This window comes from uncultured Tateyamaria sp. (assembly GCF_947503045.1).
Taxonomy (GTDB): domain Bacteria; phylum Pseudomonadota; class Alphaproteobacteria; order Rhodobacterales; family Rhodobacteraceae; genus Tateyamaria.
On the sequence record NZ_CANNCF010000006.1, the window covers coordinates 102,599 to 118,952 of the forward strand.

Here is a 16,354-nt window from a genome sequence, read left to right on the forward strand (position 1 = left end):
ATCTTTAGGTTTTTGGAGGAAATTTCGGGAAAATGCAAAATGGTGCGGGTGAAGGGACTCGAACCCCCACGCCAAAGGCGCCAGAACCTAAATCTGGTGCGTCTACCAATTCCGCCACACCCGCATGCACGTGGGCTTAGCAAAGCCCGCATCAGGACGCGAGAGGTATTCGCGCACCACTATGGCAGAAATTGCATAACCTCGCGCGACATTAAAGAAATCTTGAGGTATCTTTGGCTCAACCTAGAGGCAGGTTGTAACAAGAGAGACGCCATGAAACCGAATACGGTCGGGCGCGAATTGAGCGGGCGGATGCCCCCTTTGCGCACAGAGATATGCCATGTCGGGCTTGTGTCCGGCACACTCCTTTTGACAGCTGACGGCGAAATACCGGTCGAGTATCTCTCGCCCGGGGATCGCATCATCACGCGCAATGCGGGGCTGGTCCCGCTTGCCGCGATCAAGACGGTGCGGGCCCGCGAAGAGGCAGTGAAGATCGCCGCCGGTTCGCTGGGCGACACCAAGCCCACGCATCACGTGATGATCCCCGCCGCCCAGATGGTTCTGGTGCGCGACTGGCGGGCCAAGGCGCTGCGCGGTGCGGCGCAGGCGGTGATGCCCGCAGGGTGCCTGATCGATGATGAGTTCATCACGGCACTTGGCGTGCGCGACATGACGCTGGTGCGTCTGGGCTTTGACGCGCCTTACGTGGTTTACGCTGATGGGCTGGAAATGTCTGTGCCTGCAATGAGCATGGCAGAGGTCGACGCCTAGGCCTCAAGTTCCCGCAAGACCTGTGGCAACATTTCCGGCAAGTCCTCGGCGATCAGGCCGGGACCAAAGGCGCGGGCGCATTCCACGTGGAGCCATGCGGCCACTTCGACCATGCTGAAAATGTCGGATGACAGGTCGGGGGCCGCGAGGCCCGCGATCAGCCCGGCCAGCACATCCCCTGCCCCGGCTGTCGCCAGCCACGGCACCTCTCGGTCGTACTCCGCGCTGTGCACGGAGGCACCGCCGTTCGGTGCGGCGATCACCGTATCGCTACCCTTGAGCAAAACGATGCACCCCGCCCGCGCGGCGGCAGTGCGGACAGCCTCCACCTTTGACAGGGTCCCGCGTTCGGACATCGCGAGATCGGGGAACAGCCGCGCGAATTCGCCCTCGTGCGGGGTCAGCACGGTGCGCGGATGCAGGGCGGCGAACAGCGGTTCGGTGTCACCCTCGAAACTGGTGAGCGCATCCGCGTCCAACACCACCGCCGGGTCGCGCCAGTCGCGCTCGGTTTTACGCCGCGCCAGCACCTCGAGGACCCGCGCGCGCGCGGCGGCCCCGACGCCCATGCCCGGGCCGAGGCAGAATGCACCGACCCGGTCATCGGCGACAGTATCGAGCGCGTCCCCGTCGACAAGACCGCGCAACATGATCGCATTCAGTTGCATTGCGTTTTCCAAAACGGCCGCTTTCGGGCACACCACCGTCACCAGCCCCGCTCCCACACGCAGCGCGGCGCGCGCCGCCATACGCGCCGCACCACCGCGACCAACCCCGCCCGCAAAAACAATGACATGGCCGAAATCGTATTTATGCGCACCTACACCTTTGCGATGCTTGCCCATAGCACCTACGGGCCAGAAGCGGGCCTCTAACGGAGTGAGGCCCGCAGCCCCGAAGTGCCGACCTTCGACCAACCGCGCGCGCTCAGGCTCGGGCGGAAGACCGACAATTCCCCGCTCCATCGCGTCACCGCGCAACCCGATATCGACCACGTTCAGTTTTTTGCAAAGGGTCGGACCCATGGCCAGATAATGCCCGAGCTTGGGCGTGTGGAATGTCACGGTTAAATGGGACGACCAGACGTATTTGCCGGAATGAAACACGCCTGTGTCCGCATCCAGCCCCGAAGGGCAGTCAATCGCGACCCGGCGCACGGCATACGACTTTTTCCAGCCGCCATGGCACGCCTTGGCAAGACACGCTGCCAGATCATCAGGCACCGGGCGATTGAGGCCGATGCCAAACACCGCGTCGATCAGCAGATCGGGCCGGGCACGCGCCATGAGGGCCTCAAGAGTCAATGTTGCGACCTCTCCGACCTCGCACCACCGTTCGTAATTCGTGCGTGCATCCGGCGGCAGCTTGTTTGCGTCACCATATGAGAACACCTCAACCGACCAGCCCGCATCAGCCAGCAAACGCGCCACCACGAACCCGTCACCGCCGTTGTTGCCCGGCCCGCACAGCACCACCGCGCGGTGCGGGCCCTCGGCCAACTCCGGCCATTCCTCCAGCACCGCCTCGACCACACCAGCCCCGGCGCGCTCCATCAACTCAAGGCCCGTCACCTGCCCCGACTCGATTGCGGCCTGTTCGATGGCCCGCATCTGGGCCGCTGTCAGCAGTTCGGTCACGCGCAAATCACCAAAGTTTTCATCTTGCCTATTTTTTGTGCGCATCGCCCAATCGTCAGGCGCACGCCACACAATCACACACGATCCTGAACAATCTGTACCCCATCCCATGGACCTTCCAAACCGGGAAATGGTCCACCCGACCCACATGATATGGCAAAGGGAGGCCACCCCCGTGAAAAAGATCGAAGCGATCATCAAGCCCTTCAAGCTTGATGAAGTCAAAGAGGCTCTGCAAGAGGTCGGCGTTCAGGGTCTCTCTGTCATCGAAGTCAAAGGGTTCGGGCGCCAGAAGGGGCACACAGAACTCTATCGCGGCGCGGAATACGTGGTCGATTTTCTTCCAAAGGTCAAAGTCGAGGTTGTGCTGGACGATGATCAGGTCGATGCGGCCATCGCTGCCATCGTGGACGCGGCCAAAACCGAGAAAATCGGTGACGGCAAGATCTTCGTCACCCCCGTTGAACAAACCATCCGCATCCGCACCGGCGAAACCGGCTCGGACGCGCTTTAATTCTCTACACCTAAAGACAGGAAGGATTTTCCGCACATGGCAAACCCCGTTCTCGACATGATCAAGGCAGAAGATGCCGAATACGTCGACATCCGTTTCACCGACCCGCGTGGCAAGCTGCAGCACGTGACCGTCATGGCCGATCAGGTCGACGAGGATTTCCTCGAAGAGGGCTTCATGTTTGACGGCTCCTCCATCGCGGGCTGGAAGTCGATCGAAGCTTCGGACATGAAGCTGATGCCCGATCAGGACAGCGCCTATGTCGACCCGTTCTATGCGGAAAAGACGATCTGCGTGCACTGCTCGATTGTGGAACCCGACACCGGCGAGGCCTATGACCGCGACCCCCGCGGCACAGCCGAGAAGGCTGAAGCCTATCTGAAAGCCACCGGCATCGGTGATGTGGCCTATATGGGCCCCGAGGCCGAGTTCTTTCTGTTTGACGATGTACGTTATTCCAACAGTATCAACAAGGTATCCTACGAAGTTGATGCAACGGATGCGTCCTGGAACACCGACACAGAATACGAGATGGGCAACATGGGCCACCGCCCCGGCGTCAAGGGCGGCTATTTCCCCGTGAACCCAACGGACGAGTCGCAAGACCTGCGCTCCGAGATGCTGAGCACCATGAAGCGCCTCGGCATGAAGGTCGACAAGCACCACCACGAGGTGGCGTCCTGCCAGCACGAATTGGGCCTGATCTTTGGCTCGGTCACCAAGCAGGGTGACGAGCTGCAGAAGTACAAATACGTGATCCACAACGTGGCCGCCGCCTACGGCAAGTCGGCCACCTTCATGCCCAAGCCCATCGCGGGCGACAACGGCACTGGCATGCACGTGAACATGTCGATCTGGAAAGACGGCAAGCCCCTGTTTGCAGGCGACAAATACGCCGATCTGTCGGACGAGGCCCTGTGGTTCATCGGCGGCATCCTGAAACACGCCAAGGCGCTCAACGCCTTCACAAACCCTTCGACCAACAGCTACAAGCGTCTGATCCCCGGCTTCGAGGCCCCTGTGCTGCGCGCCTATTCGGCCCGCAACCGCTCGGGCTGCGTGCGTATCCCATGGACCGACTCGCCCAAGGCCAAGCGGGTTGAGGCACGCTTCCCCGATCCGTCTGCCAACCCCTACCTGTGCTTTGCCGCTCTGCTGATGGCGGGCCTTGACGGAATCAAGAACAAGATCAATCCCGGTGAACCATCCGACAAGGACCTTTACGATCTGCCACCAGAAGAGCTGGCCGGCATCCCAACGGTCTGCGGTTCCTTGCGCGAAGCGATGGAAGAGCTGGAAAAAGACATGGACTTCCTGCTGGCCGGTGACGTGTTCACCAAGGACCAGATCGACGGCTATATCGAGCTGAAGATGGAAGAGATCACCACTTACGAACACACCCCTCACCCGGTTGAGTTCGGCATGTATTACAGCTGCTGATCCTCCCTGGCAGCTAAACTTGAAAGGGCACCTTCACGGGTGCCCTTTTTTTTGTGCTCGCCCCATTTCGCCGCCTTGGCAGGGTCAAAATACGGCCATCATCTTGCGTTAACCACGAAGCCTCACGCGCAGAAACGGGCCCATGCAGATGGAATCGATCAGTGAATTTGAACGGAGGCTCAAGCTTATCCAGTCCCGCACGCGGAAGCGGGCGCAGCGTGTCTATGTCCCGTCCGAAGACGATATCCGCCGCACCATCCCGACGCCCCGCCCCGGCTGGCCGATGCCCATCATCGCCACAGTTGTGGGCGTTGCCCTGCTTGCCGGTCTGATCGCCGTTGCGCGCGACGACATCGCGCGTCTGATGTCCGCACCGGACGAGGCGCAGCGGGTCAGCCTTCTGGACTCGAACACCTCCGATCCGATCACAAACTGACGCAAAGCAATTCAAACACGAGGGTTGAGCATGACCGGAAACACCGAATTCGAACAACGCCTCGCACGCATCCGGGCAAACCAGCCCGCGCAAGCATCCCGCCCCGAAGCACCGAAAAGGTCGGAAACGCCGACCTTGCGCCCGGCGCCAAAGCCCCCGATGCGCTGGCAACTGGTGTCGTCTGTGCTGGGTCTGGCCCTGATGGCGGGGCTGATTGGCTATGTCTGGGATGACATCGCGATCCTGTTCCCCAGATCCGAGGACGGCCGCCAGGTCTCTTACCTGGAATCCGCGCTGCGCGACACGATGAGCGAGGACGAGATCAGGCGGATGAACAACGATCCAGACCTTGAGGGCATGACGCAGATGCAAAAGATGATCCTCAGCCACTGAAGCTACCCGCGCCGAGTGGCACAAGCACGCGCACGTGCCCCGCGTGGACTTTCCCAATCCCATCCAAATCCGCTAGTCTGTGCAAAACGGTGATGGAGTGCGGGTATGATGTTCAAATCCATAAGTGCAATTGCGGCCTGTCTGGCCTTGTCCGGTGCCGCCCATGCGGCCAGTTGCGGCAACACCAGCGCAGGCTTTGAGGCATGGAAACCCGAATTCGCCAAAGAGGCCAAACGCGCGGGCGTCAAATCGGCAGGCCTTCAGGCACTGGCCCAAGCGACATATGCGACGCGCACCATCGCTGCTGATCGCAACCAGAAATCCTTTCGCTATTCACTGCCCAAGTTCATGCAAATCCGCGGCGCTGATACGATTGTTGCCCAAGGGCGCAAGCGCAAGGCACGCAGCCCCGATTTCTACGCCGCGCTCGAGCGCCAATACGGCGTGCCCGCAGGCGTGCTGATCGCCATTCACGGCATGGAAACGGCCTTTGGCGGCTTTATGGGCGACAGTTCGGTTGTCTCGGCCATCGTCACGCTGACCTATGATTGCCGCCGTTCCGATTTCTTTGCGCCCCACGCCATCGGCGCGCTGAAACTGGTCGATCAGGGTGCCATTACGGGCGCCACCAAAGGCGCCAAACACGGGGAGCTGGGCCACACCCAGTTCCTGCCCGGCAATGCGCTGACCTATGGGATTGATGCCAATGGCGACGGGCGGGTGGATTTCTACAACCAGACCGATGCGCTGGCCTCGACCGCCAATTTCCTGCGCCAGAAGGGTTGGAAACCGGGCAAGGGCTATCAGGAAGGCCAGCCCAATTTCGCGGTGATCAAGCAGTGGAATGCGGCCACCGTCTACCAGCAGGCCATCGCCATTATGGGCGCGCGCATAGACGGGTAGGCCTCGCCTCTATTCGCCTTGGCCTGGTTCCACACCCGGCACATCTGTCCGCGCCAGCACATAGGTGTGAATGGCAAAAACCACCGCCTGACTGTCGGGCAAGCGTAGCAATGTCTGCCGTTCCGAGCGATAATATGGCCCCGTGGCCAGACCCGCCCCCACCCGGCGCGGCTCGGACGCCGAGCGGGGCTGGAACAGTTCGGGGTCCTGATACCAAAGCTGGTTGAACCGCCACAGCGGACGCCCCACTTGAATGCCATCAAACAACCGCTGCACCCGCCGCGCCAGATCGTCGGTATATTCATGCACGGGGATGTGGATGTCCGTCAGCGGCCGCCCGGCCTTTTCGCTTAGCCGCCACGAGGCGGGAAAACACAGCACAGCCCCCGTCAGCACATGCTGGTCCCCGCGCTTTTCCATCAGCACAAAGTCGTTCTGCACGAGCCGCCCAAGAACTGCGAGCGGCGGGGTGGACGACACGTCCACCTTACGCCGGTCCGGGCAGGTGACCAGATGGTCGTCGACATCAAATCCAAGGTCCGGCAGAGACGCCATCACCAGCGCCAGCAGTTCCTGCGCCGCCGCCTTGGCCTCCGGATCAAGGAACAGCACATCATCGGCACGCGTCTTTAGCAATTCCTCGCGCCGCGCCATTTGCCCGGGATAGGCCTCGTCCACGCGCAGCCACGGTCCCCGCTCGGGCTGAATACCGGGCAAGGCGCGTGCGCTATGCATATCTTCGGGCAGATTGCGGTGCAGGATCGGGGCGCTCATGCCCGCATCTGTGCCACGCGGCGCGCGCCTGTTCCAGTCGGATCAATCGCCGCGCGCAAAGGCATGTGCCGCGCCAACCTGTGCCGCCCGCACGACCGGTGTGACGCGCACCTCGCCCGCCCCGATCAAATGCGCCGCAATCTCTGGCGGGGTGGTGTGATCCGCCCGGCCCGTCTGCCAGTTATGCCACGCGCTGGAATGGCGCAGATGCGCGCCGCTGTCGGTCAGCGGAGTTGTGCCGCCCTCCGCGAAAAAGGCCAGATCATCGCCCATCGGCGCACCAAACAGCCGCGCGCGATCACCCAGATGGTGGGCCAGCAAGGTTGCCGTCACGATGGCGGCCGAAAATGTGTATTCATCCACCAGCACCGCACAGCGCGTCCCGCCCCATTCACGGCGCAACCAGTCAATCAGCGACAAGGCTTTCAGAAAACTACCGCCCGGATTTCCGCGCAGATCAATGACGACATTGGTTGACTCTGATCCCGACATCTCGGCAACGCCTTTGACAACCTCCGAAGCATCAAGGGTCATCAGATCGGCAATCCGCCACCACCACAGACCCTCACGCAACTCCAGCAGCGCCCCATTGGGCAAGCCGTGATCATCCTGCCCCGGCACCAGCATTCCGCTTTCACCCGTAGGATAAAGCGGCAAGGCGGGCACAATGGCACTGCGCGAAAACACACGCTCGGCCCCGGTGACAAGGCGGTAGCGGATGTCATCCCCGCCCCCAACACCGGCCCGCCGCAAGGCCGCGGGCCATCCCAGCATCAGCCCCGACAGCACCCGCTGACGCGCTGCATTACCCGCCAACATCGGCGCCCAGTCCGCCATGATGCGCGCGCAAGGCATGCCATCGACGCTTAGAATGCGGGTGGCCCGCCCTTGCTCGACCAGCACCGGATGGCCATCGCGGATCACGATGCGCTTGGGGATCACCGAGACGGCCGCATTCGGGATCACCCGGCTGTGCCCGTTCCGCCCCAGTGCAACAGCCTCGATCGCGGCCAAAAGAAACCGATCCCTGCCGCCTGATGCCGCCATGCGCAAGGCCTCAAGGGCGTGGTCCAACACGTCATTCGGCACCCGGACGAAGGCCGGATCACCGCCACGCATAACCGCCTCGATCACCTCGATATCCTGTGCAAATCCCATCTCCGCACAGTGCAACATCCCCCCGCGCCGTCCAACCGGTTTCAGAAAAACGACGCCCCGACGCGTCGCAAATCGGCAAACACAGGCGCAAAATCCCGCCCAATCTGGCCCAAACAGAAGAAAAGGCGGCGCCATGAACCGGCATTATCGCGAAATCCGCAAGATCGACCCCAGTCGCGGACCCACCCTTGGCGATGGCACACCCAATGATGCGGACCGGATCGAGATCGGGCCAACGCAACTGGCCTTTGCCGAATGGGAGGCCGCGGGGCTGACCCTGCCCAACCTCGCGAGTATGCGCGAATATCGCTGGAAACGGCTGACCCAACACGTGGTGGACCGCGACTATGGCGGGCTGTTGATGTTTGACCCGCTCAACATCCGCTATGCCACCGACAGCACCAACATGCAGCTTTGGAATACCCACAACCCGTTCCGGGCGGTGCTGGTCTGTGCGGACGGGTACATGGTGATCTGGGACTACAAGAATGCACCGTTCCTGTCCTCGTTCAACCCGCTGGTGCGCGAGGTGCGGTCGGGCGCGTCGATGTTCTACTTTTCCGCCGGGGACAGGCCGATGGACGTGGCTGACCCACTGGCCGCTGAAATCCGCGATCTGATCGCCGAACATGGCGGTGGCAACACGCGCCTTGCGGTGGACAAGATCATGCTGCACGGCGCCCGCGCCCTTGAGGCACAAGGTTTCGAGATCATGGACGGCGAGGAGGTCACCGAAAAGGCCCGCTCGATCAAGGGCCCGGACGAGGTACTGGCCATGCGCTGCGCCAATCACGCCTGTGAGACCTCGGTCCGCGCGATGGAGGATTTCGCCCGCGCCAATGTGGGCGACGGCACAACCTGCGAAGATGATGTCTGGGCCGTGCTGCACGCCGAAAACATCAAGCGTGGTGGCGAATGGATCGAAACCCGCCTGCTGGCCTCAGGGCCGCGCACCAATCCGTGGTTTCAGGAATGTGGCGGGCGGGTGTGCCAGCAAAACGAGATCATCTCGTTTGATACCGACCTGATTGGCGCGTACGGGATCTGCATTGATATTTCGCGCAGCTGGTGGATCGGGGATCAGAAACCACGCCCCGACATGATCTATGCGATGCAGCACGCGGTCGAGCATATCCAGACCAATATGCAGATGATCAAACCCGGCGTGATGATCCCCGAACTGACCGCCAACACCCATGTGCTGGACGACAAGTTTCAGGCACAGAAATACGGCTGCCTGATGCACGGGGTGGGCCTGTGCGATGAATGGCCCCTTGTCGCCTACCCGGATAAGGCCGTGCCCGGCGCCTTCGACCACCCACTTGAGGCGGGCATGGTGCTGTGCGTCGAGGCCTCGGTTGGCGAAGTGGGCGCAGATTTCTCGATCAAGCTCGAAGATCAGGTTCTGGTGACCGAGGATGGGTTCGAGAACCTCACGACCTATCCATTTGATACGGCGTTGATGGGAGCTTAGGTTGGGTGTGAGTATAGATTTTTAGGATTTTATCCATCCAATTCAATCTACTACACGACATAGCTAACGCAGAAAAACGCGAGCGCTGCGCTGATCCATCGCCAGTCCGCGGGATGGCGAACGCACACACATTCCCGGGCCCTTTATGGATCAGGGTTATCTCTCCGCTCGCCTGTCGCACCAAGCAAAGCCAAATCGCCAGCCCGTTCGGGCGGACTGGCGATGGATCGGCGCCTTCGGCTTGACTCCGATCCGGGTGCGTACCGTCACTGGCACCAAATGGAGACCGAACCGCCTTTCCCCGACGTGCATCATCCTGCACCTTCCAACTTCGGGTTTTCCTGACCTTTGTCTTTTTTCGAATTCACCCTAAGCTGCCGGACATATTGCCTGCCCGCGATCCGGTAGCGTACGCCCCGGATTGCCTCGCTTTAGGGAGATCACGATTTGAGCCTCGCCATCACCGCCCCCGTCGGGGACAAGAACCGCATCACCATCGCCGACAAGAAGGGGCAAAAGTTCAAGCCGGTGGCGAACAAGCCCGAAGACGTGAAGATGGTGCAGCTTTTTCTGATCGCCAACGGCTACAAGGTGCCCATCGACGGCAAGGTCAACGCCTCGGTCATCAAGGCGATCCGTGCCTTTCAGAAATCCGCCTGCGGCTTCAAGAAACCCGACGGCATCATCGACCCCGGCGGCAAAAGCTGGAAGGCCGGTTTCGGCAAGCTGAAGACAAAACACGAGGCCAACCTCAAGGAACTCGCCAACCGGGTCGAGATCACCGAGAACGGCAAGGTCAAACACATCACCATCAAGGAGTTCGAAAAGCGTCAGGCCGAGATGCTGCGCAAGTTCTCCAACCGCGCCGACGGGCTGATCGGACAGGCCGAATCCTGGGAAAGCTTTGCCCAAGGCGCCGAAAAGACCATGCAAGGGACCGACGGGTTCATGATGCAGATGACGGAATTCACCGTCCGCTGGGCCAACAAGGCCGCTGAACCGCCGTGGAACGCCATTCTGAATGCCCGCAGCGAGGCCAAGTTCCTCAAATCCCTGACCACCCATTCCAAGCCGAACTGGGAAAAGATCAGCGCGCAGGAAACCAAGGCGGTCAAGGCCCACAATGCGGGCAAGAAGGCCTTCAAGAAATACATCGATGCCCGCATCGGCACGGCCAGCGCCTTTGCAGGCTCGCTTGAGATTGTACGCGACACGTCATTTACCGTGGTCGAGGTCTATGTCACGGCCCAGATCGTGATCCAGTCCAAGGGCAAGATCAAACCCTACGAGGCCCAGATCCTCGCCGCCACCACGGTCGAGGGCATCAAGTCCAGCGCAGGACAGGTGGGCGAGGTTCTGGCAGGCAACAACGTGACCTTCGAGGGGGCCGCCAAAAAGGTGGCGCTCGACATGTTCTTTGCCGGGGCCGGTGCAGCCATCACTGGCAAGCTCGGCCCTGCCATGGCAAAGAAATTCGCAGGCGATTTCTCGGTGCAGCTGTTTTCCAAACTCGGCACCAGCAAGATCCCCAAAGAGGCCATCGACAAGATGATCACCTCTTTCCTGAAATCCGGCGCCGGTCAGGCCTATATGGAAAATATGGCCAAAGAGACCTTCATGCTGCTCAAGACCGGCATCGAAAAGGGCAAGATCACCGGCAAGGATTTTCAGGATGCGTTTTTCAAGGCGGCAACTGCGGGCCTGCTCAAGGGGGGCATCGGCAAGGCCCTGTCCAAATTCAGCGCCGACCGGCCCGCCCGCACAAGCCTTGTGGTGGGCAAGCTGGTCTATTCCAAATACCTCAAGGGCGCGCCCGATTTCCTGCGCAAGCTGTATCCGGACGAGGACAACCTGACCAAGGTCCTGCTCAAGCACGGACCCGACATCGCCCAGAACCTTTCGGAAAAGGTCAGCGGCAAGATCACGGAAACGGCCGTGCTCAAGACCGTGGACATGGCCAGCGGCACCGAGAACGACAAGCAATTGGGCAAGCTTTACGAGGCCGAATTGCGCAAATCCAAGGCGCTGCATGACGAGTTGGACAAGCTGATCAAGGACGAGGTCGGCAAGCACTACAAAAAGCTGGAAAAGGCAAACTAGGGCTGGCCCTTCCCCGCCACTTCTGATGTCACACCGCCCAAAATGGCGCGCGCCTATGCAGCGCGCGCCCGTGTCGCAGGCAACACAAGCCCGTCACCCATATTACACCCCCCTTCACAATGCCCCGCTGACTCCCCATCCTGAGGGCAACACGAAGGAACATCACAATGCCCACCGAACGCATCACCTTTCCCGGCCACGCAGGCACGCTGGATGCACGTCTTGACCTGCCCGACGGTCCGCATCTGGCCACGGCGGTCTTTGCCCACTGCTTTACCTGCGGCAAGGACATCCCCGCAGCCCGCCGCGTGGCCGCACGCCTGACGACGCTGGGCATCGCCGTGTTGCGCTTTGATTTCACCGGGTTGGGGCACAGCGACGGCGAGTTTGCCAACACCTCCTTTACCTCGAACGTGACGGACCTCGCGCGCGCCGTGGACTACCTCAACGACCGCGACATGCCCCCGGCCCTGATGATCGGCCATTCGCTGGGCGGGGCAGCCGTGCTCAAGGCCACTGCCGACCTGCCACAGATCAAGGCGGTCGCGACCCTCGGCGCGCCCTTTGATCCCGGCCACGTGACCCACAACTTTGCCGAAGCCCTGCCCGAAATCGAAGCCAAAGGTGCGGCGGAGGTCTCGCTTGGTGGACGTCCCTTCCGCATCGGGCAGACCTTTGTCGAGGACGTCAAAGCCGAGGCGCTGTCGCCGGCAATCGCAAAACTCAACGCCGCGCTGATGGTGCTGCACGCACCGGGCGACACAATCGTCGGCATCGACAATGCCAGCCAGATTTTCATGGCCGCCAAACATCCCAAAAGCTTTGTGACGCTCGATGATGCAGACCATTTGATCACCCGGGCGGAACATGCCGAATATGCCGCCGACATCATCGCCACATGGGCCAAGAAATACCTCGCCCTGAAACCACCCGCCCCGCCGATTGGCGCGCCCGAAGGGATCGTGCGCAGCTCCGAGGCGGACCCGAACGGCTACCTGCAGGACATCACCCACGGCACGCGACACCACATCCTCGCGGATGAACCGCGCGCCTATGGCGGCACCAACCAGGGCCTGTCCCCTTACGGGCTGCTCAGCGCCGGACTTGCGGCCTGTACGTCGATGACGATCCGCATGTATGCGCGGCGCAAAGGCTGGCCGCTGGAACATGTCTCGGTCGATGTGAGCCACAACAAGGTGCACGCTCAGGACGCCGATACAGGCAGCGGCGACAAAATCGACGAATGGAAACGGCTGATTTCCCTGCGCGGCACGCTCGATGGTGAGCAACGCGCCCGCCTTCTCGAAATTGCCGACAAATGCCCGGTGCACCGCACGCTCGAACAAAGCTCAACGGTGATCACCGAACTCGCACCCTGAGAAGAAAGCACCGCGTCCCTCTTCTCTGATTTGAAAAAATCCTCCCCGAAGGGACGGGTGGACATGTGCGCCGACCGGGCGTGATGCGAGAACGCCGGACAAAGGCACCAAAATGAAACGAGGCGCGCAGCCCGGCAGGGATGCGCGCCTCTCAATCAGATCAGACCGGGCAGATCAGGTGGGGCAGATCAGCCGCGCGCGCGGCCCACCAGCGCCCATACCCCGGGCAGTACCAGAGCGGCCAGCGCCAGCTTCAGCGCATCGCCAATCAGGAACGGTGTCAGACCCCAGGCGAGGATCGGTTTGTCCCAGCCATAAAGCTGACCCAGCCACAACAGGCCCGGCACATAGATCAGCACGGTACCGATCAGCATCGCCAGCGCCATCCAGACAACCGAGCGGTCCCAGCCGCGCTGCGCCAGCGCACCCAGCGCCAACGTGGCCAGCACGTAGCCGACCAGATAGCCGCCCGTACCACCCATCATGTAGGACAGTCCGTAGGCCTCGGCCGACGAGCCTGCAAACACATCAAAGCCCAGCGCACCGATAATCATGTAGCCAAGGATCGTCACCAGACCCAGACGCGCCCCATAGGCGGCCCCTATGGTCAGAACGGCAAATGTGCCCATGGTGATCGGCACCGGCCACATCGGCACCTTGATCTTGGCCGCCACGGCCAGAACCACGATACCCACCAGAACCAGAACCACCTGCTTGACGCGCAGGGCCACACCCTCATCCGCACCAAGAACGTCGCTCAGCACCTTGTTATTCCACGTTGTTTCCATGAATTCTCGCCTTGTGATGTGAAAAACCTTGCCATCTTGTGCCAAGGTGCCGGGATTTCTGCAAGTGCAAAGGGGGCGGCTTACCCCGCCCCGGCCCGCCTGAACCGGCTGATCATCACGTAATCCTTGCGCGGCCCACTTACGTCATAGCGCACCGTGAATGCAGGCCAGTCGGAAAAGTCATACGTGACCAGATAGGTGTCGGGGTCACAAAAATGGCTGGCCTGCCCGCCCGCAGGCGGCACCTGATGAAAGTCGCGCCCATCCCCAAAACGCACCGACAAATCCTCGGCCCAATGATATCGCCGCTCTGCCGTCATCGGCGGCGCACCGTCCAGATGCAGCACTCCGGTCTCAAAATACTCTGCCCCGCCGGGCGCCGCAGACCACTCCGCATGGCCGGAAAAGGATGCACGCGGCCCCGACGCTGGCACAATCTCGCGCGCAATCTCCCAACGGCCCAGAAAATCGGCCAGAACCCGTTCAGTCGGCATAGGCACCGATCGTGATGTCATCGCGCTCTCCGACAAAACGCACCGCCGCCCCGTCCCGCTCAAGCCCGTAACAGGCCCACAGATCCGAGGGCGGCCACTGGCTGCAATACTGATCGTCCTCGACCCGCCAGTTGCCCCAACTGTCGCGCCCGTTTGTGGTGTAAAGCGTCTTGCCCGAGGCGCGGAAATCCTGGGTTGCGTTCTCATAGGCCAGCACACGCCCTTCCAGGGCCGCGCGGATCTCTGCCCCACGCAACACCACCCAGTCCGCATGGGCGATTTGGGGCGCGCACAGCGCCAAAATCAGGGCAAAGCGTCTCATCATCCGGCCTTCATCTTGTCGTCTTGCTGCGCGCAGTCTAAGAGCGCGGCAACCCAACTGACAGTCAAAAAAGGTGCCGCCCATGATCCCTCGCTATTCCCGCCCCGACATGGTCGCGATCTGGGAGCCGGCCACCAAGTTCCGCATCTGGTTCGAGATCGAGGCCCATGCCTGCGACGCCATGGCCGATCTGGGCGTGATCCCCCGCGAAAACGCCCAAGCCGTGTGGAAAGCCAAGGACGTGGAATTCGACGTGGCCCGCATCGACGAGATCGAAGCGGTGACCAAGCATGACGTGATCGCGTTCCTCACCCATCTCGCCGAACATGTGGGCAGTGACGAGGCGCGCTTTGTGCATCAGGGCATGACATCTTCGGACGTTCTGGACACCTGCTTCAACGTCCAGCTCACCCGCGCCGCTGACCTGCTGGTCGCGGACATCGAAGCACTGCTCGCCGCCCTCAAACGCCGCGCGATCGAACACAAGGACACGGTGCGCATCGGCCGCTCCCACGGCATCCACGCCGAACCCACCACGATGGGTCTGACCTTTGCCCGCTTTTATGCCGAGATGGATCGGAACCTCTCGCGCATGCGCGATGCACGCGCCGAAATCGCCACAGGCGCCATCAGCGGCGCGGTTGGCACTTTCGCAAATATCGACCCTGCCGTCGAAGAGCATGTCTGCGACCAGCTTGGCCTCGTGCCAGAACCGATCTCCACCCAAGTGATCCCGCGCGACCGCCACGCGGCCTTTTTCGCCACGCTCGGCGTTGTCGCCTCAAGCATCGAAAACATCGCCACCGAAATCCGCCACATGCAGCGCACCGAAGTGCTGGAAGGGGCGGAGTTTTTCTCCATGGGCCAAAAAGGCTCAAGCGCGATGCCGCACAAGAAAAACCCGGTGCTGACCGAAAACCTCACAGGGCTTGCGCGCATGGTCCGCTCGGCAGTGATTCCGGCGATGGAGAATGTCGCGCTCTGGCACGAACGCGATATCAGCCACTCTTCGGTCGAGCGGATGATCGGCCCCGACGCCACCATCACGCTCGACTTTGCGCTGGCCCGCCTCACGGGTGTGATCGACAAAATGCTGATCTTCCCCGAAAACATGCTCGACAACATGAACAAGTTCCCCGGCCTCGTGATGAGCCAGCGGGTGCTTCTGGCTCTTACCCAGGCCGGGGTCAGCCGCGAGGACGCCTATACTTACGTGCAGCGCAACGCACTCAAGGTCTGGGAACATCGTACTGATTTCAAAGAGGAACTGCTGGCCGACGCGGATGTCGCCGCCGCCCTCAGCCCAGCCGAAATCGAAGAGAAATTCGACCTCGGCTATCACACCAAACATGTGGACACGATCTTTGCCCGCGTATTTGGCGAGAACTGAACCGGCTTGGGCGCAGGACACCTGCGCCATACGGTCCGACCGCTTTTCGATTGAGCAGTAAGGCGCATGCGCATGCACCCGCGTCAGAATTGATTTTGAACGCCGCCCGATCTGCTCTACCTTCGTCCCATCTGGAACATGAAGGAGACGACTGATGACGACCAAGACATTCGCCGTGGCACTTGCGCTCACCCTCGCCCCTGCACTGGCCTTCGCACAGGGCTGCAACTACGGCAAACACGACCAGCAGGCGATGTCCTGTGCGGACGGAACCACCTATGACGCGGCCTCCAAAACCTGCCTTCCCACAACCGGCTGAGCATCTATTCGCAGGCTCACGGCTTCGTGATCGCATAAAATGCGGGCGTGCGGGGTTGT

The 16,354-nt window shown here is 61.4% G+C and carries 17 protein-coding genes and 1 tRNA gene; 11 read left to right on the plus strand and 7 right to left on the minus strand.

Features of this window, described 5'->3' with window-relative positions; translation table 11 throughout:
• Window positions 1-40 precede the first annotated feature (40 nt).
• Window positions 41-124, minus strand: a tRNA-Leu gene (locus Q1A89_RS20745).
• Between the two features lie 149 nt (window positions 125-273).
• Here Q1A89_RS20745 and Q1A89_RS20750 point away from each other — a divergent pair.
• Window positions 274-774 carry a Hint domain-containing protein gene (locus Q1A89_RS20750; RefSeq protein WP_299733264.1) on the plus strand — a complete coding sequence of 167 codons (501 nt, stop codon included), beginning with the start codon at window positions 274-276 and terminating at the stop codon, window positions 772-774.
• Here Q1A89_RS20750 and Q1A89_RS20755 read toward each other — a convergent pair.
• Complete coding sequence (locus Q1A89_RS20755) at window positions 771-2,411, minus strand: NAD(P)H-hydrate dehydratase (RefSeq protein WP_299733138.1); 1,641 nt, start codon at window positions 2,409-2,411, stop codon at window positions 771-773. The genes Q1A89_RS20750 and Q1A89_RS20755 overlap by 4 nt on opposite strands.
• A gap of 175 nt (window positions 2,412-2,586) precedes the next feature.
• On the opposite strand from Q1A89_RS20755, the gene Q1A89_RS20760 reads away from it, so the two are divergent.
• The 5 genes from Q1A89_RS20760 to Q1A89_RS20780 all read left to right on the plus strand — a co-directional run bounded on the left by Q1A89_RS20760 (window position 2,587) and on the right by Q1A89_RS20780 (window position 6,097).
• Complete coding sequence (locus tag Q1A89_RS20760; protein ID WP_299733141.1) at window positions 2,587-2,925, plus strand: P-II family nitrogen regulator; 339 nt, start codon at window positions 2,587-2,589, stop codon at window positions 2,923-2,925.
• Window positions 2,926-2,961: 36 nt separating this feature from the next.
• Entirely contained in the window at window positions 2,962-4,365 is a 1,404-nt protein-coding gene (gene glnA / locus Q1A89_RS20765; RefSeq protein ID WP_299733144.1) for a type I glutamate--ammonia ligase, read from the plus strand.
• 142 nt (window positions 4,366-4,507) lie between these two features.
• Window positions 4,508-4,801 (plus strand): hypothetical protein, encoded by a 294-nt coding sequence (locus tag Q1A89_RS20770; protein WP_299733147.1) that lies wholly within the window; start codon window positions 4,508-4,510, stop codon window positions 4,799-4,801.
• A gap of 30 nt (window positions 4,802-4,831) precedes the next feature.
• Window positions 4,832-5,194, plus strand: a complete 363-nt coding sequence (locus Q1A89_RS20775) for a hypothetical protein (RefSeq protein ID WP_299733150.1) — start codon at window positions 4,832-4,834, stop codon at window positions 5,192-5,194.
• A 105-nt stretch (window positions 5,195-5,299) separates the two neighbouring features.
• A complete protein-coding gene (locus tag Q1A89_RS20780) occupies window positions 5,300-6,097 on the plus strand; it encodes a lytic transglycosylase domain-containing protein (RefSeq protein ID WP_299733153.1) in 798 nt (265 codons plus the stop codon).
• A 9-nt stretch (window positions 6,098-6,106) separates the two neighbouring features.
• Here the strand turns inward: Q1A89_RS20780 and Q1A89_RS20785 are convergent, their stop codons facing one another.
• Together Q1A89_RS20785 and Q1A89_RS20790 are read right to left on the minus strand one after the other, a co-directional pair.
• Complete coding sequence (locus tag Q1A89_RS20785; RefSeq protein WP_299733156.1) at window positions 6,107-6,871, minus strand: DUF3445 domain-containing protein; 765 nt, start codon at window positions 6,869-6,871, stop codon at window positions 6,107-6,109.
• A 42-nt stretch (window positions 6,872-6,913) separates the two neighbouring features.
• A complete protein-coding gene (locus tag Q1A89_RS20790) occupies window positions 6,914-8,029 on the minus strand; it encodes a S41 family peptidase (RefSeq protein ID WP_299733159.1) in 1,116 nt (371 codons plus the stop codon).
• Between the two features lie 133 nt (window positions 8,030-8,162).
• Between Q1A89_RS20790 and dddP the strand changes: the two genes are divergently transcribed.
• From dddP to Q1A89_RS20805, 3 genes are all read left to right on the plus strand, one after another.
• A complete protein-coding gene (dddP, locus tag Q1A89_RS20795) occupies window positions 8,163-9,503 on the plus strand; it encodes a dimethylsulfonioproprionate lyase DddP (protein ID WP_299733162.1) in 1,341 nt (446 codons plus the stop codon).
• A gap of 447 nt (window positions 9,504-9,950) precedes the next feature.
• The gene (locus Q1A89_RS20800; RefSeq protein WP_299733165.1) at window positions 9,951-11,603 is read left to right on the plus strand and encodes a peptidoglycan-binding protein; all 1,653 of its coding nucleotides are present in this window, start codon (window positions 9,951-9,953) and stop codon (window positions 11,601-11,603) included.
• A 167-nt stretch (window positions 11,604-11,770) separates the two neighbouring features.
• A complete protein-coding gene (locus tag Q1A89_RS20805; RefSeq protein ID WP_299733168.1) occupies window positions 11,771-12,982 on the plus strand; it encodes an alpha/beta fold hydrolase in 1,212 nt (403 codons plus the stop codon).
• 188 nt (window positions 12,983-13,170) lie between these two features.
• On the opposite strand, the gene Q1A89_RS20810 is transcribed toward Q1A89_RS20805, so the two are convergent.
• The 3 genes from Q1A89_RS20810 to Q1A89_RS20820 form a co-directional block, all read right to left on the minus strand.
• Entirely contained in the window at window positions 13,171-13,770 is a 600-nt protein-coding gene (locus Q1A89_RS20810) for a biotin transporter BioY (protein WP_299733171.1), read from the minus strand.
• 80 nt (window positions 13,771-13,850) lie between these two features.
• On the minus strand, window positions 13,851-14,285 hold the full coding sequence (locus tag Q1A89_RS20815) for a DUF6314 family protein (protein ID WP_299733173.1): 435 nt from the start codon (window positions 14,283-14,285) through the stop codon (window positions 13,851-13,853).
• Window positions 14,254-14,589: a hypothetical protein gene (locus tag Q1A89_RS20820; RefSeq protein WP_299733176.1), complete on the minus strand. Its 336-nt coding sequence runs from the start codon at window positions 14,587-14,589 to the stop codon at window positions 14,254-14,256. The genes Q1A89_RS20815 and Q1A89_RS20820 overlap by 32 nt, the downstream gene beginning before the upstream one ends.
• Window positions 14,590-14,668: 79 nt before the next feature.
• On the opposite strand from Q1A89_RS20820, the gene purB reads away from it, so the two are divergent.
• Complete coding sequence (purB, locus tag Q1A89_RS20825; protein ID WP_299733178.1) at window positions 14,669-15,976, plus strand: adenylosuccinate lyase; 1,308 nt, start codon at window positions 14,669-14,671, stop codon at window positions 15,974-15,976.
• 154 nt (window positions 15,977-16,130) lie between these two features.
• Window positions 16,131-16,295: a hypothetical protein gene (locus Q1A89_RS20830; RefSeq protein ID WP_299733181.1), complete on the plus strand. Its 165-nt coding sequence runs from the start codon at window positions 16,131-16,133 to the stop codon at window positions 16,293-16,295.
• Window positions 16,296-16,354 lie beyond the last annotated feature (59 nt).